Below are 18,787 nucleotides of genomic sequence, written 5' to 3' on the forward strand. Positions count from 1 at the left end.
GTCACTTCTTTCGGCTAGTCGGCCGCCGGGTTACCGATTCGGCATCAAATCGTCGGTCCCGGCCGCGGGATTCTGGAATCTATAGACGCGTACTCCCGTCTCGAAGAAGGGTGTGTGCCTGCTCGTTCCGGAGCTGTTTTCGAGCGCGGTTCGGAGCGAGCGCGGTTCGGAGCGAACGGAGTGAGCGAGAACCGCGGGGAAGCGAGCGGCGAGCCGTGCGAGCCGTGAGCCAACGGAGTGAGCGAGAATCGCGGACGATGCGATCGGTGTGTAACTCGTTTCAGTTGGTACTCGAGTCGTCACCGAAGGAGACCGCATCGGTGAAGAATTCGGTGATTCGATCGAGTATACCGCCGTTCTCGCTCCCTTCGTCGTCCTCGGTACCGGTGTCGTCGGAATTACCGTCCGCGGCAGTTTCGTCGCCGTCCGCATCGTCGCCACCACCGTCGTCGGCCCCGCTGTCATCGCTGTCTGGTGGCTCCTCGACATCGCCGTCGTCTTCGACATCGCTGTCGGCGTCACTGTCATCGGGTTCGTCCTCGTCGCTCGAGTCGTCCGTCCCCGAATCTACGTCCGTCGACTCCTCGTCTTCGCCTTCATCGTCTGTATCAGCAGAATCGGAGCCTTCACCCGTCGCGTCGTCCTCGCTTCCTTCTTCGTCCGCCCCGTCGTCGGCCGTGTCATCGCCGTCACCAGCGTCCGCCGAGTCGTTCGTCGCCTCGCTCACCTCCGAATCCACGCCGCTATCGGCCTCGTCGGAGTGTTCGTCGTCGGTCTCGTTGCCAGCATCGACCGGATCCTCGTCGTCGCTCGTCGAATCCCCGATCGAAAATCCGGTTCCAACGACTGCGATCGTCGTACCGAACGCGACGAGGACGATCAGAACCGTCACGAGGACGACGCCGGTCGAAACACCGACCTGATCGTCGCCACTCCGCTCACCAGAGTTTTGCATTGTGTAGAACGGTATCCATCTCGAGACGTTTTGTTACGCACGCCAATCAACGCTGCACTACGGTCAACCACGCGTTTGCGACTCGAGAAAGCGAGTGAAACGCCGAACTCGAGGGCCTCGAGACAGTGTCGTGCGGTTGGAATCGCTGTAGGATCGGGCTAGACGGATAGCGAAACCGTACTGAGACGGTATCTCGGTCCGGAGACGCGGGATCGGGAACCGGGAGCCAGCGTGGCGCAACCAAAACCACTACCGCCTCGAGTCGAGACCCTGTGGTATGGACACCTACGACATCGAACGCTATCTCAACATTCGAAGCGCCTACGGGCCGTCGTTCGGCCCCGAGGGCGAGCGCCTCTCGTTCCTGATGAACACGACCGGAACGCCACAGGTCTGGACGCTCGAGGAGCCCCGGTCCTGGCCCGAGCAGCGGACGTTCTACGACGAGCGGGTGACGTTCGCCTCGTGGTCGCCGGAGCGACCCGAGGTAATCTTCGGAAAGGACGAGGGCGGCAACGAACGCGCCCAACTATTCAAACTGGACGCCGAGACCGGCGCGATCGAGAACCTGACGGGAATGCCCGACGCGAAGCATCGATGGGGCGGCTGGAGTCACGACGCCGAGCGCTTCGCGTTCGCCTCGAACCGCCGCGACGAATCCGTCTTCGACCTCTACGTTCAACGGCGGGACGAATCGGGAGACGATGCGACGCTCGTCTACGAGGGCGACGGCTGGCTCTCGCTCTCCGGCTGGAGCCCCGACGACTCCCGCGTGCTCGTCTCGCAGGCGTACTCCAACTTCGACCAGGACCTCTACCTGCTCGACCTCGAGAGCGACGAGCGGGAACTCGAACACCTCACGCCCCACGAGGGCGACGTCCGCTATCAGAGCGCGAGTTGGGCACCGGACGGCGATGGGATCTATCTCGTTACCGACGAAGGCGACGTCGATACCCTCTATTTGACCTATCTCGACCTCGAGAGCGGCGAGCTCGAGACCGTCGCCGACGGCGACGGATGGAACGTCGACGGCATCGCGCTGGACGACGAGACGGGGCGATTCGTCTACTCGCGAAACGTCGAGGGCTACACCGACCTGACGGTCGGCGAGTTCGACGAGACCGACCCCACCGAGTTCGAGACCTTCCCAGAACCCGATCTTCCGGGGGGCATCTCCGGCGGCGTGAGCTTCGACCCCGACGCCGAACGCTTCGCGCTGTCGACGACCGGCGACGTGGTCAACACGAACGTCTTCGTGGTCGACATCGAGACCGGAGCAGCCGAGCGCTGGACCGACGCCCCGACGGCGGGCATCCCGCGGGAGTCGTTCGACGAATCCGAACTGGTCCACGTCGAGAGCTTTGACGGGTTGGAGGTCCCCGGATTTCTGACCCTCCCGGACGCTCGCGAAGCGAACGAGACGCCGGTCATCGTCGACATCCACGGCGGCCCCGAGAGCCAACGTCGCCCGTCGTTCTCGAGCGTCAAGCAGTACTTCCTCGATCGGGGCTACGGCTACTTCGAGCCGAACGTTCGGGGTTCGTCGGGCTACGGAGCCGACTACGCGGCCCTCGACGACGTCGAAAAACGGATGGATTCGGTCGCGGACGTCGAAGCGTGTGTCACATGGCTCCAGGAGCATTCGGCCGTCGACCCCGACCGGATCGTCGCCAAAGGCGGCTCCTACGGCGGCTTCATGGTGCTCGCCGCGCTGACCGAGTACCCCGACCTGTGGGCGGCCGGCATCGACATCGTCGGCATCGCCAACTTCGTCACCTTCCTCGAGAACACCGGCGACTGGCGGCGCGAACTCAGGGAAGCCGAGTACGGCAGTCTCGAGGACGACCGCGAGTTTCTCGAGCGTATCTCGCCGACGAACAACATCGAACGCATCGAGGCACCGCTGTTCGTCCTCCACGGCGAGAACGATCCGCGCGTCCCCGTCGGCGAGGCCGAGCAGATCGCCGAGAAGGCGGCCGAACAGGGAGTTCCCGTCCGCAAGCTGATCTTCGACGACGAGGGTCACGGCTTCTCGAAGCTCGAGAACCGCATCGAAGCCTACACCGAGATCGCGACGTTCCTCGACGAGCACGTCTGATCGGTCCGCGCCGGACCCGATCCAGCGGTTCACCACCTCGATCGCCGTCGGCACCGTCAACGTAGCGTCGATCGACGTTCATCGACCGCGTCGGTCGTCCGCTTTCCGCGTTTGTTACTCTCTATCGGTCGTTAATCGCTCCCCATACCCATAGCAAGGTTTACATTTCGACGGGGAGTGATTCATGTATGCCCGCTATCACAACGACCGCCCTAACCAAACGGTACGGCGAGGACGTTCTCGCGGTCGACGGGTTGAACCTCACCGTCGAAGAAGGCGAAGTCTTCGGCTTTCTCGGCCCGAACGGAGCCGGGAAGTCGACCACGATCAACATGCTGCTGGACTTCGTACGTCCCTCCGAGGGGACCGCGACGGTGCTCGGCTTTGACGCACAGACCGACACCGACGAGATCCGCCACCGGATCGGCGTCCTTCCCGAAGGCGCGAGCGTCTACGATCGACTCACCGCGCGCGAACACCTCCAGTGGGTCATCGACACGAAAGGGGCCGACGACGATCCGGACGAACTCCTCGAGCGGGTCGGACTCACCAGCGAGAACGGCGACCGAGCCGCCGGCGGCTACTCGAAGGGGATGACCCAGCGCTTGGGATTCGGGATGGCGCTGGTCGGCGACCCCGACCTCCTGATTCTGGACGAACCCTCCTCGGGACTCGACCCCACGGGAATGCAGGAGATGCGCGAGATCATCCAACAGGAGGCCGATCGGGGGACGACCGTCTTCTTCTCGAGTCACATTCTCGGCGAGGTCGAGGCCGTCTGTGACCGAATCGGTATCATGAACGAGGGGAACCTGGTCGCAACCGGTACGCTCGACGACCTGCAGGGCGATCTTGATCTCGGCGCGCCGATCTCGCTGGAGGTCGCGACGGTGCCCGATTCGTTCGCCCTCGAACACCTCGATGGCGTCCGCTCGGTCAGCGTCGAGGGGACGACGATCACGGCAACCTGCGCCGACCCATCGGTCAAGGTCGACGTCGTCGAACGCGTCGCCGCGGCGACGACCGTCGAGGACATCATCTCCGAGGACACGTCGCTCGAGCAGTTGTTCAACAGCTACACGAACGGCGAGCGGGCGGACGAAGAGAAGGCTCCGGCGCCGGAGGTGACGGCATGAGCACGCTCGACGTCGCGAGGAAGGATTTCCTCGACGTCCGCCGGGCCAAGATCATCTGGTTCGTCACCGGTCTCTACCTGCTTATCGCGGTGTTGATGTTCTACTTCGGTCAGAACGGCGTCGAGAATCCAGAGTTCCGGAACGCTCTGGGAGGGTTGACCGGTAACGGTGCGATGATCATCCCGCTCATCGCACTCATCACCGCTTATCTGGCCATCGCCGGTGAGCGCGAGTCCGGGAGCATCAAGTATATGCTCTCGATCCCGAACAGCCGACGCGACGTCGTCCTCGGAAAATTCCTGACCCGCTCGGCCGTCGTCGTCGGCTCGATTCTCGTCGCCTTCGGCATCGGCACGGTTCTCGGTTACCTCTGGTATCCGTCGGTTGACGTCGAGATGCTCCTCGGGACGCTCGCGTTGACGATCCTGTTTACCCTGACATACGTCTCGATCGCCATCGGTATCTCCGCGGCGACGGCCTCTCGGTCGCGAGCGATGGGCGGCACGATCGCCTACTTCTTCGTGACGAACGTGCTGGCCCTGTTCGGACTGCTCGGCAATGCGCTCGGCTGGATTTTCAACGACGTCCTCGCCGCCGATCTCTCCGCGGGTGTTCTCTCCGTTATCGAGGCACTCGTGAGTCCGATAATCGCGTTCATGGGGGCGCTCGATCTCGTCTTCCCGAATACGACGACGCAAGCCACGCAGGCAGCGGAGGATCCCTGGTATCTCGAGGGCGAGGTGATGATCGTGATCCTACTGGCGTGGCTGGTCGTCCCGCTCGTGCTCGGCATCTGGCGATTCGAACGCGCCGATCTGGGCTGATCGCTGGCCGACGAGTCCACCCCTCGTTCTCGAGCCGTCGCTCAGTCGATAACGCCCGTTTTCGTCGCTACCTCTCGAGCGGCCCGCTCGTCCATCCCGTCGCCCAGAATCGTGTAACGGTCGCGAATCGCGTGGCAGGTCGTCAGCGACTCGATCACGGTCTCGTCGTCGATGCCGAGTTCGTCGGCGGTCGTCGGCGCGTCGATACTAGCGAGCGCGTCCCTGATATCGCGCCAGATGCCGTCCTCGCCAACGGACCGGCGAAGCCGTCCCGAGCTTCGACTCGCCACGCTCGTCGAACCGCCGTGGAGGTAGGCGGTCATGATCGAGCCGACGCCGACCTGATGGCCGTGGAGCGCCGCGCCGGGTGCCAGTCGGTCGAGTTGGTGCGAGAAGAGGTGTTCGGCACCGCTCGCGGGTCGCGAGGAGTCCGCGATGCTCATCGCGACGCCCGACGACATGAGCGCCTTGCTGACGATCCAGGCCGACTCCTCGAGACCGGGACGGACGAGATCCGCGTTGTCGACCAGAATCTCGGCGGTCATCTCGGAGAGCGCGGCGGCGTACTCCGAGTACTCGACGCTTTTGAGCCGGTTCGCCAGTCGCCAGTCCATCACCGCGGTGTAGTTCGAGATGATGTCGGCACAGCCGGCGGTCGTCAGCTCCCAGGGTGCCCGAGCGAGCACTTCGGTATCCGCGACGACCGCGAGCGGCGGTTCGGCCGCGACGCTGTGACGGGTGTCGCCGTCCGGCACGGAGCCGCGGTTGCTGATGACGCCGTCGTGGCTGGCCGCCGTCGGTACCGAGAGAAAGCCCATGTCGAGGTGGTGGCTCGCCATCTTGGCGATATCGATCGCCTTCCCGCCGCCGATGCCGACGAGATAGGAGATCTCCTCGGCTTCGGCGGTCTCGATCACGCGTTCGACGGCGTCGAACGTCGCTTTCTCGATCGTCACGACCGCGGGATCGATGCCTGCAGCCTCGAAATCCGCGGCGATCGGATCCGCGGCGACCTCGCGCGGCGTCGGACTGGTCACGAACAACGGCCGGCCCTGCAGGTGGAGGTCGTCGATGACGTCGACGACCTGATCGATGACACCGTGGCCGACAACGACATTTCGCGGCAGCCGAATCCACGTCGACTTTTCGAACATAGCTGTTCTCACTCACCCGCGGGTCATGTGTTTTTCCTGTCGTTCGGACCGAGACGAGATGACGGTCGTCTCCCGGCGGGCCGGCGGATTTCGAGTTAGAGCGTCTCTAAAATGCCCAACACCCGCTCTTCGGCCTCCCGCTCCGGGCCGTGTTCGCTCCCGTCGCGGTCGCTCTCGAGGTGGGAGGCGACCGAGCGATCCATCGCCTCCTCGAGCGGCGTCGACTCCCAGCCCAGGTCGGCGAGTTTCGCCGTCGAGAGGACGTGGGGATACTCCCGGTAGAGCAGGTACTCGTCGAGAGAGATACCGCCCGCCTCGAGTTCGTGGGGCCCGGCGGTGACGACGTCGATATCGGTACCGAGTTGGGCCGCGATCAGCTCGACCAGCTCCTCGAGCGTCACGAGTCGCCGGTCGCCGACGTTGTACGCCTCGCCGGCCTCGCCGCGCTCGGCGACGATCCGTAACGCGGCGGCGACGTCCTCGACGTACGCCCGGTGCCAGACGTTCGTCCCGTCGCCGGGGACGATCACGCGATCGAAGCGGTTCACCCGGTCGATCCACCAGTCCAGTCGCTCGGTGTAATCGTGGGGGCCGTAGACGATACACGGGCGGACGCTCATCGCATCGATCCCGTTCTCCGCGGCCGTGAAGACCGCACGGTCGCCCTCGGCCTTCCGATTTCCGTAGGTATCCATCGAGTCGTCGGTGGCCTGGTCGGGCGTGCAGGGCTCGAGGGATGTCACGCCTTCGCGCTTGGGTATCTCCTCGGAGCCGTAGACCGCGCCGCTCGAGACGTAGACGTACGCCCGGCTGTCGTCGAAGATCCGCGTCGCGGCGTGTACGTCCTTCGGATGGTAGGCCACGCAGTCGAAGACGGCATCGGGAGCGACCGTCGTCGCAGCCGCCTCGAGCGCCGAGTCGTTCGTCCGGTCGCCCCCGATGTGGCTGACGCGCTCGTCGGCTTCGAAGGGGTTCTCGCGGGTCCCGCGATTGAAGATCGTCACGTCGTAGCCGTGCTCGAGCAACTCCTCGACGAGGTGGCGACCGATAAACCGGGTGCCGCCGATAACGAGTGCGCTGTCCATACCAACTCGTCGCCGCTCGCGGTAAAAACGTCGGCGATGGGACTGCACCGAGCGAACGATCACCCTACGAACGCCTTCGCGAACCGACCGTCCGCTCCGCGCTCGACTCCGAACCGTCTCGAGTGCAAGTCGGTCGCTCGCAGTCGGGAGGGGAGCGGACGCCGGCCACCCCGAATTATCCCCCTCCATCGTGAACAGATACCGATGCCCGATTCAGACACAGATACCGAAGTCACAGTCGACCCAGTACTCGGCGACGACGCGATGGACCGGTTTCACGTTCCCGATCTCGAGACCCTCCCCGACGATCTCCGCGACCGAATCGAAGACGAGACCGAGCGGGCGGGGTTCACGCCGAACGTCTTCGCCGCGATGGCGTACAGGCCCTCGCACTTTCGGGCCTTCTTCGAGTACCACGACGCGCTCGTCGAAGACACCGCCCTCGAGCGCGAGGAGATCGAGATGATCGTCGTCGCGGTCTCCGGCGTCAACCACTGCTACTACTGCAACGTCGCCCACGGCGCGCTCGTCCGGATCTACGCCGACGATCCGACCCTGGCCGACCAACTGGTCGCCAATTACCGGACGGCGGATATCAGCGAGGCCCACCGGACGATGCTCGACGTCGCCGTGAAACTGACCGAGCGGCCGACCGAAGTCGAGGAAGGGGATCTCGAGGCGCTTCGGGAAGCCGGCTTCAGCGAGAACGCCATCTGGGACATCGGAGCTGTCACGGCGTTCTACAACCTGAGTAACCGACTCGCGATGTTTGCCGGAATGCGACCGAACGACGAGTTCCACACGCTCGGTCGATCGTAGGAATCGAATCCGCAAAACGGTCGAATTCGCGCGTCTCCCCGATCAGTCGTCGCTCGCGGCGAAACTGGCCGATTCGGCCGTCGCTTCCGCCTCGGGCGACCCCGGCAGTTCGCTGCGGACGTCGTCGCTTCCCTGCTCGGTGATCGCCTCGTAGTAGGCTTCGGGCATGACCTTCACGAAGGCCTCGAGCGCGCGCTCCCAGTTCTCTAAGAGGCGCTCGCCTCGCTCGGAGCCGGTGTAGGCGACGTGATTCTCGACGAGGCGGCGCAGCATCTCCTCGTCTTTCTCCTCGAGTTCGTCGTGGAGCGAGACCATCCCGGTGTTGGCGCGGTCCTCGAACTCCTCGTCGGGGTCGTAGACGTAGGCGATGCCGCCGGACATGCCGGCCGCGAAGTTCGTGCCCGTCTCGCCGAGGACGGCGACGACGCCGCCGGTCATGTACTCACAGCCGTGGTCGCCGACGCCTTCGACGACGGCCTTCGCACTGGAGTTCCGGACGGCGAAGCGCTCGCCGGCGACGCCGTTGACGTACAGTTCGCCGCCGGTCGCGCCGTAGAGCGCGACGTTGCCGATGGCGATGTTTTCGGTCGGGTCGTAGGTCGCCGTCTCGGGGGTCCGGACGGTGATCTTGCCGCCCGAGAGCCCCTTCCCGACGTAGTCGTTGGCGCTGCCGTTGAGGTGCATGGAGACGCCGCTGGCGAGGAACGCACCGAAGCTCTGTCCGGCGGTTCCCTCGAGATCGACGGTGATGGTGTCCTCGGGGAGGCCGGGCTCGCCGTACCGACTGGTGATGCGGTTCGAGAGCATCGCCCCGACGGTTCGGTCGACGTTCGTCACGTCGGCCGCGAGCGAGACCGGCTCCTCGGCCTCGATCGCGTCGGCCGCGGCCTCGATGAGATCGCGGTCGAGCTGGTCCTCGAGTTCGTGATCCTGCTCGCGGATCTTGCGGCGGACGTCGCCGCCTGGATCGGCCAGCACGTCCGAGAGATCGACGTTACGGGCCTTCGGATGGTCGACATCGGTTCGCTGCTCGAGCACGTCGACCTGTCCGACCATCTCGTCGACGGTGCGGAAGCCGAGTTCGGCCATGTGCTCGCGCAGTTCCTGGGCGATGAACGTCATGTAGTTGATGACGTGTTCCGGCTCGCCCGGGAAGCGCTTTCGCAGGTCCTCTCGCTGGGTGGCGACGCCGACCGGGCAGGTGTTCTTGTGACACTGCCGGGCCATCACGCAGCCGCTGGTAACGAGCGAGGCGGTCCCGAAGATGTACTCCTCGGCACCGAGGAGGGCGGCGACGGCGACGTCGCGGCCCGTTTTCAGCCCGCCGTCGGCGGAGACGCGGATCCGGTCGCGCAGCCCGGTCCGACAGAGCATCTGGTTCGCTTCGGCGAGGCCGAGCTCCCAGGGGAGGCCGGCGCTTTTGATCGAGGTGCGCGGCGAGGCACCCGTTCCGCCGGAGTGGCCCGAGATGTGGACCACGTCGGCGTTCGCCTTCGCGACGCCGGCGGCGACCGTGCCGATGCCGGCTTCGGAGACGAGTTTGACGTTGATATCCGCCGCCTCGTTTGCGGCTTTGAGGTCGAAGATCAGCTGCTTCAAGTCCTCGATGGAGTAGATGTCGTGGAGCGGCGGCGGGGAGATGAGGCCGACGCCCGGCGTCGACTTGCGGACGTGGGCGATCATCTCGTTGACCTTCTCGCCGGGCAGGTGGCCACCTTCGCCGGGTTTGGACCCCTGGGCCATCTTGATCTGCAACTCGTCGGCGCTCGAGAGGTACGTCGAGGTGACGCCGAAGCGGCCGCTGGCGACCTGCTTGACGTTGCACTCGCGATCGGTGTTGAACCGCTCCGGCGGTTCGCCGCCCTCGCCCGAGTTGGACTTCCCGCCCAGACGGTTCATCGCGATCGAGTTGTTCTCGTGGGCCTCCGGCGACAGGCTGCCCAGCGACATCGCCGCCGTCGAGAAGCGCTGGACGATATCCTTGATCGGCTCGACCTCCTCGATCGGCACCGGATCGCGGTCCGAGTCGAACTCGAGCAGACCGCGAAGCGTCTGGAGGTTCCGCTGCTGGTCGTTGATCAGCTCGGCGAACTCCCCGTAGCGCTCGTAGTCGTTCGATCGGACCGCCTGCTGGAGCGCGCCGACCGTGTCCGGGTTCCACTGGTGGTAGATGCCGTTCGAGCGGTGTTCGAACTCGCCCTGACGATCGAGTTTGGACTCCTCCGCTCCGAACGCGGCGTCGTGGCGCTCGCGGACGTCCGCTTCGATCTCTGCGAGGCCGATCCCTTCGGTTCGGTTCTCGGTTCCCTCGAAATAGGCGTCGACAACCGCGGAGTCGAGGCCGACGGCCTCGAAGATCTGAGCACCCTGATAGCTCTCGACGGTCGAGATTCCCATCTTGGCCATGATCTTCAACAGGCCGTCCTCGACGGCACCGACGTAGGCGTCGATGGCGACCTCGGTATCCGCGCCGTCGGGACCGGCGGTGAGATCCTCGATGGTCTGGTAGGCGAGGTACGGGTTGATGGCACCGGCACCGTAGCCGACCAGCGTCGCGAAGTGGTGGACGGTCCGCGGGTCGGCGGACTCGACGACGAGTCCGACGTGGTTGCGAAGCCCGTTCCGCACGAGGTGGTGGTGGACGCCGCCGGTCGCGAGCAGGCTCGGAATCGCCGCCCGATCCTCGTCGACGTTCCGGTCGGAGAGGACGATGATGTCGTACCCGTCTTCGATCGCCTCGACGGCGTCCTCGCGGACGCGTTCAATCGCCGACTCGAGGTCGGGGCCGTGCTCGTCGCTCGTGAGTTCGTAGGTGATGTCGACCGTCGCGGCCGTGATTCCGTTGGCGTCACAGTCGCGGATCGAACCGAGTTCGGCGTCGGTGAGGATCGGCGAGTCGAGGACGAGTTGGCGGGCGTGCTCGGGCGACTCGTCGAGCAGGTTGCGCTGGAAGCCGAGGCGGCTCTCCATCGAGGTGACCAGTTCCTCGCGGATGTAGTCCAGCGGCGGATTGGTGACCTGTGCGAACAGCTGCTTGAAGTACGAGAACAGCGGTCGGTTGAACTCGGTGAGCACCGACAGCGGCGTGTCGTCGCCCATCGAGCCGACGGGGTCTTTCCCCTTCTGGGTCATCGGCTCGATCATGTTCTCGAGTTCGTCGTGCGTGTAGCCGAAGGCGGCCTGCTGGTCGCGCAGCCCGGAGACCGCCTGCTGCGGCGAACTGTCGCCGGTCGTCCGGATATCGTCGAGATGGACCTGTTCCCGGTCGACCCACTCGCCGTAGCGGTCGTCGGTGAGGCCGTCGAAGACCTCGTCGTCGGGAATAACGCGACCCTCGTTCGGATCGGCGAGGAAGAGCTGTCCGGGCTGGAGTCGGCCTCGTTCCTCGATTTCGTCGGGTTCGGGCTCGAGCGCACCGGCCTCGCTGGCCACGATCAGGCGGTTGTCCGTCGTCACGTCGTACCGGCAGGGACGCAGCCCGTTCCGGTCGAGGACGGCCCCGACGCGTTCGCCGTCGGTCGCGGCGACGAGCGCGGGCCCGTCCCACGGCTCGACGAGGGAGGCGTGGAAGTCGTACCAGTCTTTTCGGTCCTCGTCCATCGCGTCGTCGCCGCGCCAGGCTTCGGGGACGAGCATCCGCAGCGCGTGCTCTAAGTCCCGTCCGTCCTGCATGAGGAGTTCGAGCGCGTTGTCGACGCTCGCCGTATCCGACTGGTTCGGGTCGTCGATGATCGGCTTGACCGCCTCGAGATCCTCGAGGACCTCGCTCTCGATGTCGGTTTCGCGGGCGCGCATCCAGTTGATGTTGCCCTGAATGGTGTTGAACTCGCCGTTGTGGATGATGTTCCGGTACGGATGGGCGAGGTGCCAGGCACCGAGCGTGTTGGTCGAGAACCGTTCGTGGACCATCGCGAACGTCGATTCGATGCGGTCGTCGGTGAGATCCGGATAGTAGGCGGGGACCTGAACGCCCTTGAGCAGGCCCTTGTAGACGAGCGTGTCCGAATCGAGCGAGCAGACGTAGAACCGCTCCGAGCCGTCGATATCGGCGTCCTCGACCGAATTTTCGAGCGCACGTCGGGCGACGTAGAGGCGTCGGTCGAACGTCTCGCCGTCGATGTCGGCTTCGGGCGTGACGACGACTTGCCGGACGTCGGGTTCGGAATCGACCGCCGTCGCCCCGAGGCCCTCGTTGTCCGTCGGTACGTCCCGCCACTCGAGGGCGTCGAGTCCGTACGTCTCGAGTGATTCCTCGACGATCGAGACGAGTTCCTCGCGTGCCTCGTCGTCCTGCGGGAAAAAGAGCGAGCCGACAGCGTAGGTATCCGGAAGAGTTGCGTCGAGAACGTCCGCAAAGAATGCGTCGGGCGTCTGGATCATGATGCCCGCGCCGTCGCCGGTGTTCCGTTCCGCGCCGGTCGTCCCCCGATGTTCGAGATTGCTGAGTAGTTCGAGTCCGTCGGCGACGACGTCGTGACCTCCCTCTCCATCGAGGTCCATAACGACGCCAACACCGCAGTTCGACCGTTCGTCCGCGGGGTCCGCGAGCCCCCGTGAACGCTCGGTGGATGGTGCTATATGTGGCTGTGACATACCCTCACTAGCGAAAACAGGTATAAGAGGCTACCCCATAATGACTAAGTGTATTATAGACACATATAATCGAATATAAGGTCTATTGCTATCCGCGGTGCGAACGGGTGTACTGGCCGAGAGCGGTTCTCGAATCGCCCAGCAAGAGCATCCGCGGTCGAGCGAGAACCGGTGCACTCGAACGGAGTTGGGACGAGGGACAAGCCGCGTGCTGGATCGAACAGAGATGACTGCCCGGGTGGGGCAGAAGTGTCAGAGGCACGTAGTGCTCACCCACCAGAGTGAACACCACGTTAATTCGTTATCGCGCTATCCATAAGCAATATTTGGTTAAAGAGTTAGGTAGGATTGAAACGGTCATCCGCAGCGGTCGGATGGTCATCGCCCGTGAGAGCACCCGAACGGGATCGCCGGTCGATCTCGGCGCTCCCGAAACTTCCTCGAGTGGTCTGAAATCTGAAACGTGGTGATGCGAACACCGTCGTTAAAAGCGAGCGGATCTCGATCGCCGGTCAGTACGATTTCGCGAAGTACGCGATTTCGTCCGCGGGATCGCCACAGACGCCGCACTCGTCCTTCTCGGGTTCGGCGACTTCCCCGGCGGTGGACCCGCCCTCGTCCTCGAGCGGTTGCATGACGATCTCGGCGGCGATCTTCTCCTTGATGGCTTCCTCGCAGGCCTCGTCGCCACACCACGGCGTCTTCACGTAGCCGCCGTGTTTGCCGATCGTCCCGAGAATGGTCTCGGGGCTGTGGGCTTCGCGGACGTTCGCTTCCAAGTTTTCCGCGGCCGCGTCGTACAGTTTGTCGAAGATCTCGTCCAGATGCTCGTCGACGGCGTCGACGATCTCGTCGCGATCCTCGACCGCCTCCTCGTTGTCGGGGCGGTGAACCAGCGTGACCTCCTCGTCTTCGACCTCGTAGGGGCCGATCTCGAGGCGCAGGGGGATCCCGTTGAGTTCGTGCTCGTTGAACTTGAAGCCGGGGTTGCGCTCGTCGCGGTCGTCGAGTTCGACGCGGAACCCGGCCGCCTCGAGTTCCTCGGCGATGCGCTCGGAGTACTCGAGGACGTCCGCCTTCGTCTCCTCCTGCCAGATTGGGACGATAGCGACCTGTGTGGGCGCGACCGTCGGCGGGAGGACGAGCCCCTGATCGTCGGAGTGAGTCATGATCAGCGCACCGATCGCGCGCCAGGAGAGGCCCCACGAGGTGGTGTAGGCGGTTCGCTCCTCCTCGTCCTCGTCGGCGAAGGTGATGTCGAACGCCTCGGCGAAGCTCTGGCCGAGGTTGTGGCTCGTCGCGCCCTGAACCGACTTTCCGTCGGGCATCAGCGCCTCGACCGTGGTCGTGGTGTCGGCACCGGGGAACTTGTCGTGTTCGGGCTTCTTGCCGCGGAGCACTGGAATCGCCAGCACATCCTCGTAGACGCGTTCGTACTGGCCGAGACGGGTCCAGACCTCCTCCCAGGCACCCTCGTTGTCCGCGTGGGCGGTGTGACCCTCCTGCCACATGAACTCCTTCGTCCGGAAGAACGGCTTCGTCTCCGTCGCCTCCCACCGGACGACCGAACACCACTGGTTGAGCCGCAGCGGCAGGTCGCGGTGGCTGCGGGTCCAGTCGGCGAGGAAGGGAGCGATGATCGACTCGCTGGTCGGGCGGACGGCGAGGCGCTCCTCGAGTTCCTCGTGGCCGCCGTGGGTCACCCACGCGACCTCGGGGTCGAAGCCTTCGACGATGTCCTTCTCGCGCTCGAGGAAGCTCTCGGGGATGAACAGGGGGAAGTAGACGTTGTCGACGCCGGTCTCCTTGAACCAGCCGTCGAGGGCGTCCTGAATGGCTTCCCACAGCGCGTAGCCGCGCGGTTTCGTGACGATGAAGCCGCCCATCGGGGCGTAGTCCGCGATATTGGCCTTCTGGACGACTTCGGCGTACCACTCGCCGGGCTTGTGCGATTTCGACTCGGTGATCCCGAGTTCCTGGCTCTCGTCGCTCATTGATTCGACATGCAGTCAGCGCGGCCTTAAACCATGCGAAGGGCCGCTGTCGATCACGACTGGATCGATCGAACGACGGGTGTGAACCGCGTATTGGGCTCGTCGCTCTCGCACGGCGGCAGGATCGAGCAGAGCGGATGCAATCGTTCCGACATAATCGAACTCGTAGTGAATGTTGTATGAACGCCTCATATGGCTATAAAATCCGATTGCAGATTTGAGATAAAAGTATTATGTTTTATTACTTCACATATATACGGCAGAGTTGCAATGATTGACAATAGCAACCACGAACAGAGTTACCATCGCAATGGTGTCGAACGACGGACACTGCTGAAAACGAGCGCCGCCCTCGGTGCGCTCGCGGTCGGCGGTGGACTGTTCGGGTCGGCGAGCGCACGGTCGCTCCCTGAGCAACCCGCGGTCGAAGACGGAACCGTCGCCTACCAGTACTTCCACGCGGAGTGGTCCGAAATCGAGGCCGACGTCCCGCGGCTCGCCGCGGCCGGCGTCGACGCGATCTGGATTCAACAGCCGGCGCGGAGCAAACTCGAGTGGGACGACCTCTCTTACGACGGCGAGTACGGCTTCTACGACGAGCGGTCCCCGTACGGCTGGCGCGATCCGCACCCGCCGGTCGGCTACCAGCCCGTCGATCTGCGGGACCTCGATTCGACGTTCGGCACCGAAGCCGAACTCGAGTCCCTGATCCAGGCCTGCCACGAGCGCGGTATCTCGGTCATCGTCGATGTCGTCTTGAATCACATGGCGGCGGCCGACGGCCCAGACGGGTACGTGGAGCTACCGCAGTTCGACCGCGACGAACACTTCCACGACTACGGGACGCTCGGAGAGGATTGCGAACTGGACGGCGAGCGGGCCGAGTACGAGTGTAACCTGCTCGGGTTACCGTCGTTCGACATCGAACAGTCGTACGTACAGGACGCCCAGCGAAACTACATCCAGCGGATCGCCGACCTGGGTGCCGATGGACTTCGGTACGACGCCGCAGCCCACGTCTGGCCGTGGTACTTCGAGACCGAGATCAACGCGCTCGCGGACGACCTCGGACTCTGGCGCGTCGGTGAAATCTGGGAGTACGACGTCGATCGACTCCTCGAGTTCGCCGACACCGGAATGACCGTCTTCGACTTTCCGCTGTACGACGCCATCGTCGAGGCGTTCGAGGGCGGGAGCATGGAGGCTCTCTCTCAGAACGCCGCACGCGGCGTCGCCCATCACCGGCCGAATGTTGCGGTTACTTTCGCCCAGAACCACGATACCGTCGGCCCGGGTGTCGAACCGGATCAACCCGAAGGCCGCGAGGTCGAACTCGCCGAAGCGTTCGTCTTCGCGTATGCGGGAATGCCGATGGTGTATCGCTCCGGGCCGGACGATCGGTCCGAACTCGACGACCAGGCGTTTCGGGACCTTGTCGCCGTCTCACAGGAGTTCGCACACGGCGGCGTGGTCGACCGCTACGTCGATCAGGATACCTACGTCTTCGAACGGGAGGGGAACCTGTTGGCCGGCATCAACAAGGGCGACTTGGCACGGGAGCAAACGGTCCAGACCTCCTGGAGCGACGCAACCCTCGTCGACCGGACTGGCTACGGCGAGGCCGTCAGCGTCGACGCCAGCGGGCAGGTGACGATCGAAGTCCCGGCCGAAGGCTGGGTGATGTACGCGCCCGACGACGAGGGCGACGACGGCGACGATGACGACGGTGACGGCGACAACGGCGAAATCACGTTACGGGTGACGGTCGACGTCGGCTACGGCGAGTCCGTCTACTTCACCGGCGGCAGCGACGAACTCACCAACTGGGGCGGCGGCATCGAAGGAACCTGGTCGGAGGGCAACGTCTGGGAGGTCACTATCGACGATCCCGGCGAGTTCGAGTGGAAGACCCGTCGGGGTCCGAGCGGCGGAACCGGCGACGTCTGGGAGCAGGGGGACAATCACGACGAGCACGACCTACAACCCACCCACCAGGGCTGGTCCGAGTAGTCGCCCCGTTTGGAGCCGATATCGGTCGTCCTCACCGGATCGCCCACGGACAACGACGAGCCCGTTCTTCCACGTTCTCTGGCCTTTATCCGGCTACGTTACAAATGGAAGTCTATGCGAGCCATCGAGGTAACAGAATACGGCGACAGCGAGCAACTCGAGGCGATCGACGTGGATATGCCCGAACCCGACGCGGGCGAGGTCCGAATCGAGGTCGAAGCCGCGGGGATCAACTTCGCGGACATCATGCAACGCCGCGGGGTCTATCCGGGCGGACCCGAGGCCCCGTACACCCCCGGTATGGAGGTCGCGGGAACGATCGACGCGATCGGCGGGGGCGCAGAGCATGACTCCGCGGAAAACGCGAGCGGCGAAGAGCCACGAGCGGGCCTCGAGTTAGACGAGGGCGACCGCGTCGTCGCGATGCTGAATACCGGCGGCTACGCCGAGTACGCGATCGGGAACGCCCAGATGCTCTTCCCCATCCCCGAGGGGATGAGCTTCGAGGAGGCCGCCGGCTTCCCCGTGCAGTTCCTGACCGCCCACAGCTGTCTGTTCGAGTGGGGCGGCCTTGAGGCGGACGAGGCGGTTCTCATCCAGGCCGCTGCGGGCGGCGTCGGGACGGCCGCGGTCCAGCTCGCCTCGAACGCCGGCGCGGAGGTGTTCGGCACCGCGAGCACCCGGGACAAACTCGACCTCGCCGCAGATCTCGGCTGTGATCATCCCATCAATTACACCCAGACGGACTTTCGGGACGTCGTCGACGAGGAGACCGACGGCGAGGGCGTCGATCTCGTCCTCGAGAGCGTCGGCGACGACGTCTTCGAGCGCAGCCTCGACGCGATGAGTCACTTCGGACGCATGGTCACCTACGGCGTCGCCAGCGGAGTTCCAGGAACCGTCGAGAACCGTCGCTTGCTGTTCGAGAACAAGACCGTGAAAGGGTTCCACCTCGGACAGGCCGCCTCCCACGACCCGAGTCGGATCATGAACGCCGTCCCCGAACTCACGGCGGGGCTGAGCAGCGGCGATCTCGAGGTCGTCCTCGGGAAGTCGTTCGCGCTCGAGGACGCCGCTGAAGCCCACCAGTACATCGAAGACCGCAAGAGTTCCGGGAAGGTCGTGCTAAAACCCTGACCGGCGATCGGGGTATCCGAATCGACCTCCGGCCGTCCGCTTACGCGTCGTCGCCATCGTCGTCTTCGTCGCCATCGTTCCCTGCATCGTCTTCTTCGCCGTCATCACCATCATCATCATCTTCGTCGCTATCGTTCCCTGCATCGTCTTCATCGCCGTCATCACCATCATCGTCTTCGTCGCCGTCGTCACCGTCATCGTCCTCCCCATCGTCTTCTTCGATGTCACCGTCGACATCGGTATCGTCACCTTCCTCGACCGTTTCACCGGAGACGTCGCCGTCGACCTCGGTGCCGTTCCCGAGATACACCGCTCCGCCGGCGTCGATCGAGCCGTCGACCGCTACGTCCGCGCGGGTCGTTACCGATCCCTCGGCGGTCACGTCGCCGTCCACCGTGCTGTCGTCGCCGAGATCGACGGCACCGCCGGCGTCGATCGGCCCCGCGATCTCGGCGTCTTCGGCGGTCGTTACGTCTCCCCCTGCAGTAACGTCGTCGTCGACCACAACGTCCGATCCGAGTTCGACGTTGCCGGCGTCGATCGGTCCCGCGACCTCGACGTCTTCCTCGAGGAGCGCGTCCTCGCCGGCGTCGATCGAGCCGTCGACTTCGACGCCGGCGAGAACTTCGATCGTCCCGTCGGCCGAGATGTCCTCGTCCGTGTCCTCCTCGACGGTAACATCGTCTTCGTCGGCGGGTTCGCTCTCGTCTTCCCCGATCTCGACCGGATCGCCGTCGTCCGCGAAGAGGTCTTCTTCGGCGTCGGTTTCACCCTCGTCGTTGCCGTCGGACGACCGGCCCTGACAGCCCGCGAGCGCGCTAACGGTTCCGGAAACGGCCGCGATGAGCGTTCGCCGACGAGTCGTATCAGTCATTCTCTCAGGCGTGAATACCGCGACGGGGTAGAAGAGTAATCGTTCCCTGTGTGGGTTGTGACTCGCAAAACTCACGCGTTCTCCGGCGATCCGCGACCGAAGCGGCCG

The 18,787-nt window shown here is 64.5% G+C and carries 12 protein-coding genes; 6 read left to right on the forward strand and 6 right to left on the reverse strand.

Annotation, left to right across the window (positions count from 1 at the left end; translation table 11 throughout):
• Nucleotides 1-280: 280 nt before the first annotated feature.
• Nucleotides 281-955 (reverse strand): hypothetical protein, encoded by a 675-nt coding sequence (locus DWB23_RS03870; RefSeq protein WP_121741470.1) that lies wholly within the window; start codon nucleotides 953-955, stop codon nucleotides 281-283.
• Between the two features lie 277 nt (nucleotides 956-1,232).
• Between DWB23_RS03870 and DWB23_RS03875 the strand changes: the two genes are divergently transcribed.
• The 3 genes from DWB23_RS03875 to DWB23_RS03885 all read left to right on the forward strand — a co-directional run bounded on the left by DWB23_RS03875 (nucleotide 1,233) and on the right by DWB23_RS03885 (nucleotide 5,013).
• Nucleotides 1,233-3,053, forward strand: a complete 1,821-nt coding sequence (locus tag DWB23_RS03875; RefSeq protein ID WP_121741471.1) for a S9 family peptidase — start codon at nucleotides 1,233-1,235, stop codon at nucleotides 3,051-3,053.
• A gap of 188 nt (nucleotides 3,054-3,241) precedes the next feature.
• Nucleotides 3,242-4,189 carry an ABC transporter ATP-binding protein gene (locus DWB23_RS03880; protein WP_121741472.1) on the forward strand — a complete coding sequence of 316 codons (948 nt, stop codon included), beginning with the start codon at nucleotides 3,242-3,244 and terminating at the stop codon, nucleotides 4,187-4,189.
• Nucleotides 4,186-5,013, forward strand: a complete 828-nt coding sequence (locus DWB23_RS03885) for an ABC transporter permease (protein WP_121741473.1) — start codon at nucleotides 4,186-4,188, stop codon at nucleotides 5,011-5,013. Before DWB23_RS03880 ends, DWB23_RS03885 begins: the two co-directional genes overlap by 4 nt.
• Nucleotides 5,014-5,054: 41 nt before the next feature.
• On the opposite strand, the gene DWB23_RS03890 is transcribed toward DWB23_RS03885, so the two are convergent.
• Both DWB23_RS03890 and DWB23_RS03895 read right to left on the reverse strand, forming a co-directional pair.
• Entirely contained in the window at nucleotides 5,055-6,167 is a 1,113-nt protein-coding gene (locus DWB23_RS03890) for an NAD(P)-dependent glycerol-1-phosphate dehydrogenase (protein WP_121741474.1), read from the reverse strand.
• A 95-nt stretch (nucleotides 6,168-6,262) separates the two neighbouring features.
• Nucleotides 6,263-7,252 (reverse strand): NAD-dependent epimerase/dehydratase family protein, encoded by a 990-nt coding sequence (locus DWB23_RS03895; protein ID WP_121741475.1) that lies wholly within the window; start codon nucleotides 7,250-7,252, stop codon nucleotides 6,263-6,265.
• 204 nt (nucleotides 7,253-7,456) lie between these two features.
• On the opposite strand from DWB23_RS03895, the gene DWB23_RS03900 reads away from it, so the two are divergent.
• Entirely contained in the window at nucleotides 7,457-8,071 is a 615-nt protein-coding gene (locus DWB23_RS03900; RefSeq protein ID WP_121741919.1) for a peroxidase-related enzyme, read from the forward strand.
• A 42-nt stretch (nucleotides 8,072-8,113) separates the two neighbouring features.
• Here DWB23_RS03900 and gltB read toward each other — a convergent pair whose 3' ends face one another.
• Together gltB and proS are read right to left on the reverse strand one after the other, a co-directional pair.
• Complete coding sequence (gene gltB / locus DWB23_RS03905; RefSeq protein ID WP_238717335.1) at nucleotides 8,114-12,664, reverse strand: glutamate synthase large subunit; 4,551 nt, start codon at nucleotides 12,662-12,664, stop codon at nucleotides 8,114-8,116.
• A 512-nt stretch (nucleotides 12,665-13,176) separates the two neighbouring features.
• Entirely contained in the window at nucleotides 13,177-14,658 is a 1,482-nt protein-coding gene (gene proS / locus DWB23_RS03910) for a proline--tRNA ligase (RefSeq protein ID WP_121741476.1), read from the reverse strand.
• Nucleotides 14,659-14,928: 270 nt separating this feature from the next.
• Here proS and DWB23_RS03915 point away from each other — a divergent pair, with 270 nt between their 5' ends.
• Together DWB23_RS03915 and DWB23_RS03920 are read left to right on the forward strand one after the other, a co-directional pair.
• Nucleotides 14,929-16,668, forward strand: a complete 1,740-nt coding sequence (locus DWB23_RS03915) for an alpha-amylase domain-containing protein (protein ID WP_121741477.1) — start codon at nucleotides 14,929-14,931, stop codon at nucleotides 16,666-16,668.
• 114 nt (nucleotides 16,669-16,782) lie between these two features.
• Entirely contained in the window at nucleotides 16,783-17,805 is a 1,023-nt protein-coding gene (locus DWB23_RS03920) for a quinone oxidoreductase family protein (RefSeq protein ID WP_121741478.1), read from the forward strand.
• 40 nt (nucleotides 17,806-17,845) lie between these two features.
• Here DWB23_RS03920 and DWB23_RS03925 read toward each other — a convergent pair whose 3' ends face one another.
• Nucleotides 17,846-18,679 carry a putative sodium/potassium/calcium exchanger gene (locus DWB23_RS03925; protein WP_121741479.1) on the reverse strand — a complete coding sequence of 278 codons (834 nt, stop codon included), beginning with the start codon at nucleotides 18,677-18,679 and terminating at the stop codon, nucleotides 17,846-17,848.
• Nucleotides 18,680-18,787 lie beyond the last annotated feature (108 nt).

It is taken from the genome of Natronorubrum halophilum (assembly GCF_003670115.1).
GTDB lineage: Archaea > Halobacteriota > Halobacteria > Halobacteriales > Natrialbaceae > Natronorubrum > Natronorubrum halophilum.

Bases quoted from the DNA above. Each gene is read 5' to 3' on its own strand.
- DWB23_RS03870 (WP_121741470.1), bottom strand. From the start codon at position 955: ATGCAAAACTCTGGTGAGCGGAGTGGCGACGATCAGGTCGGTGTTTCG.
- DWB23_RS03875 (WP_121741471.1), top strand. From the start codon at position 1,233: ATGGACACCTACGACATCGAACGCTATCTCAACATTCGAAGCGCCTAC.
- DWB23_RS03880 (WP_121741472.1), top strand. From the start codon at position 3,242: ATGCCCGCTATCACAACGACCGCCCTAACCAAACGGTACGGCGAGGAC.
- DWB23_RS03885 (WP_121741473.1), top strand. From the start codon at position 4,186: ATGAGCACGCTCGACGTCGCGAGGAAGGATTTCCTCGACGTCCGCCGG.
- DWB23_RS03890 (WP_121741474.1), bottom strand. From the start codon at position 6,167: ATGTTCGAAAAGTCGACGTGGATTCGGCTGCCGCGAAATGTCGTTGTC.
- DWB23_RS03895 (WP_121741475.1), bottom strand. From the start codon at position 7,252: ATGGACAGCGCACTCGTTATCGGCGGCACCCGGTTTATCGGTCGCCAC.
- DWB23_RS03900 (WP_121741919.1), top strand. From the start codon at position 7,457: ATGCCCGATTCAGACACAGATACCGAAGTCACAGTCGACCCAGTACTC.
- gltB (WP_238717335.1), bottom strand. From the start codon at position 12,664: ATGTCACAGCCACATATAGCACCATCCACCGAGCGTTCACGGGGGCTC.
- proS (WP_121741476.1), bottom strand. From the start codon at position 14,658: ATGAGCGACGAGAGCCAGGAACTCGGGATCACCGAGTCGAAATCGCAC.
- DWB23_RS03915 (WP_121741477.1), top strand. From the start codon at position 14,929: ATGATTGACAATAGCAACCACGAACAGAGTTACCATCGCAATGGTGTC.
- DWB23_RS03920 (WP_121741478.1), top strand. From the start codon at position 16,783: ATGCGAGCCATCGAGGTAACAGAATACGGCGACAGCGAGCAACTCGAG.
- DWB23_RS03925 (WP_121741479.1), bottom strand. From the start codon at position 18,679: ATGACTGATACGACTCGTCGGCGAACGCTCATCGCGGCCGTTTCCGGA.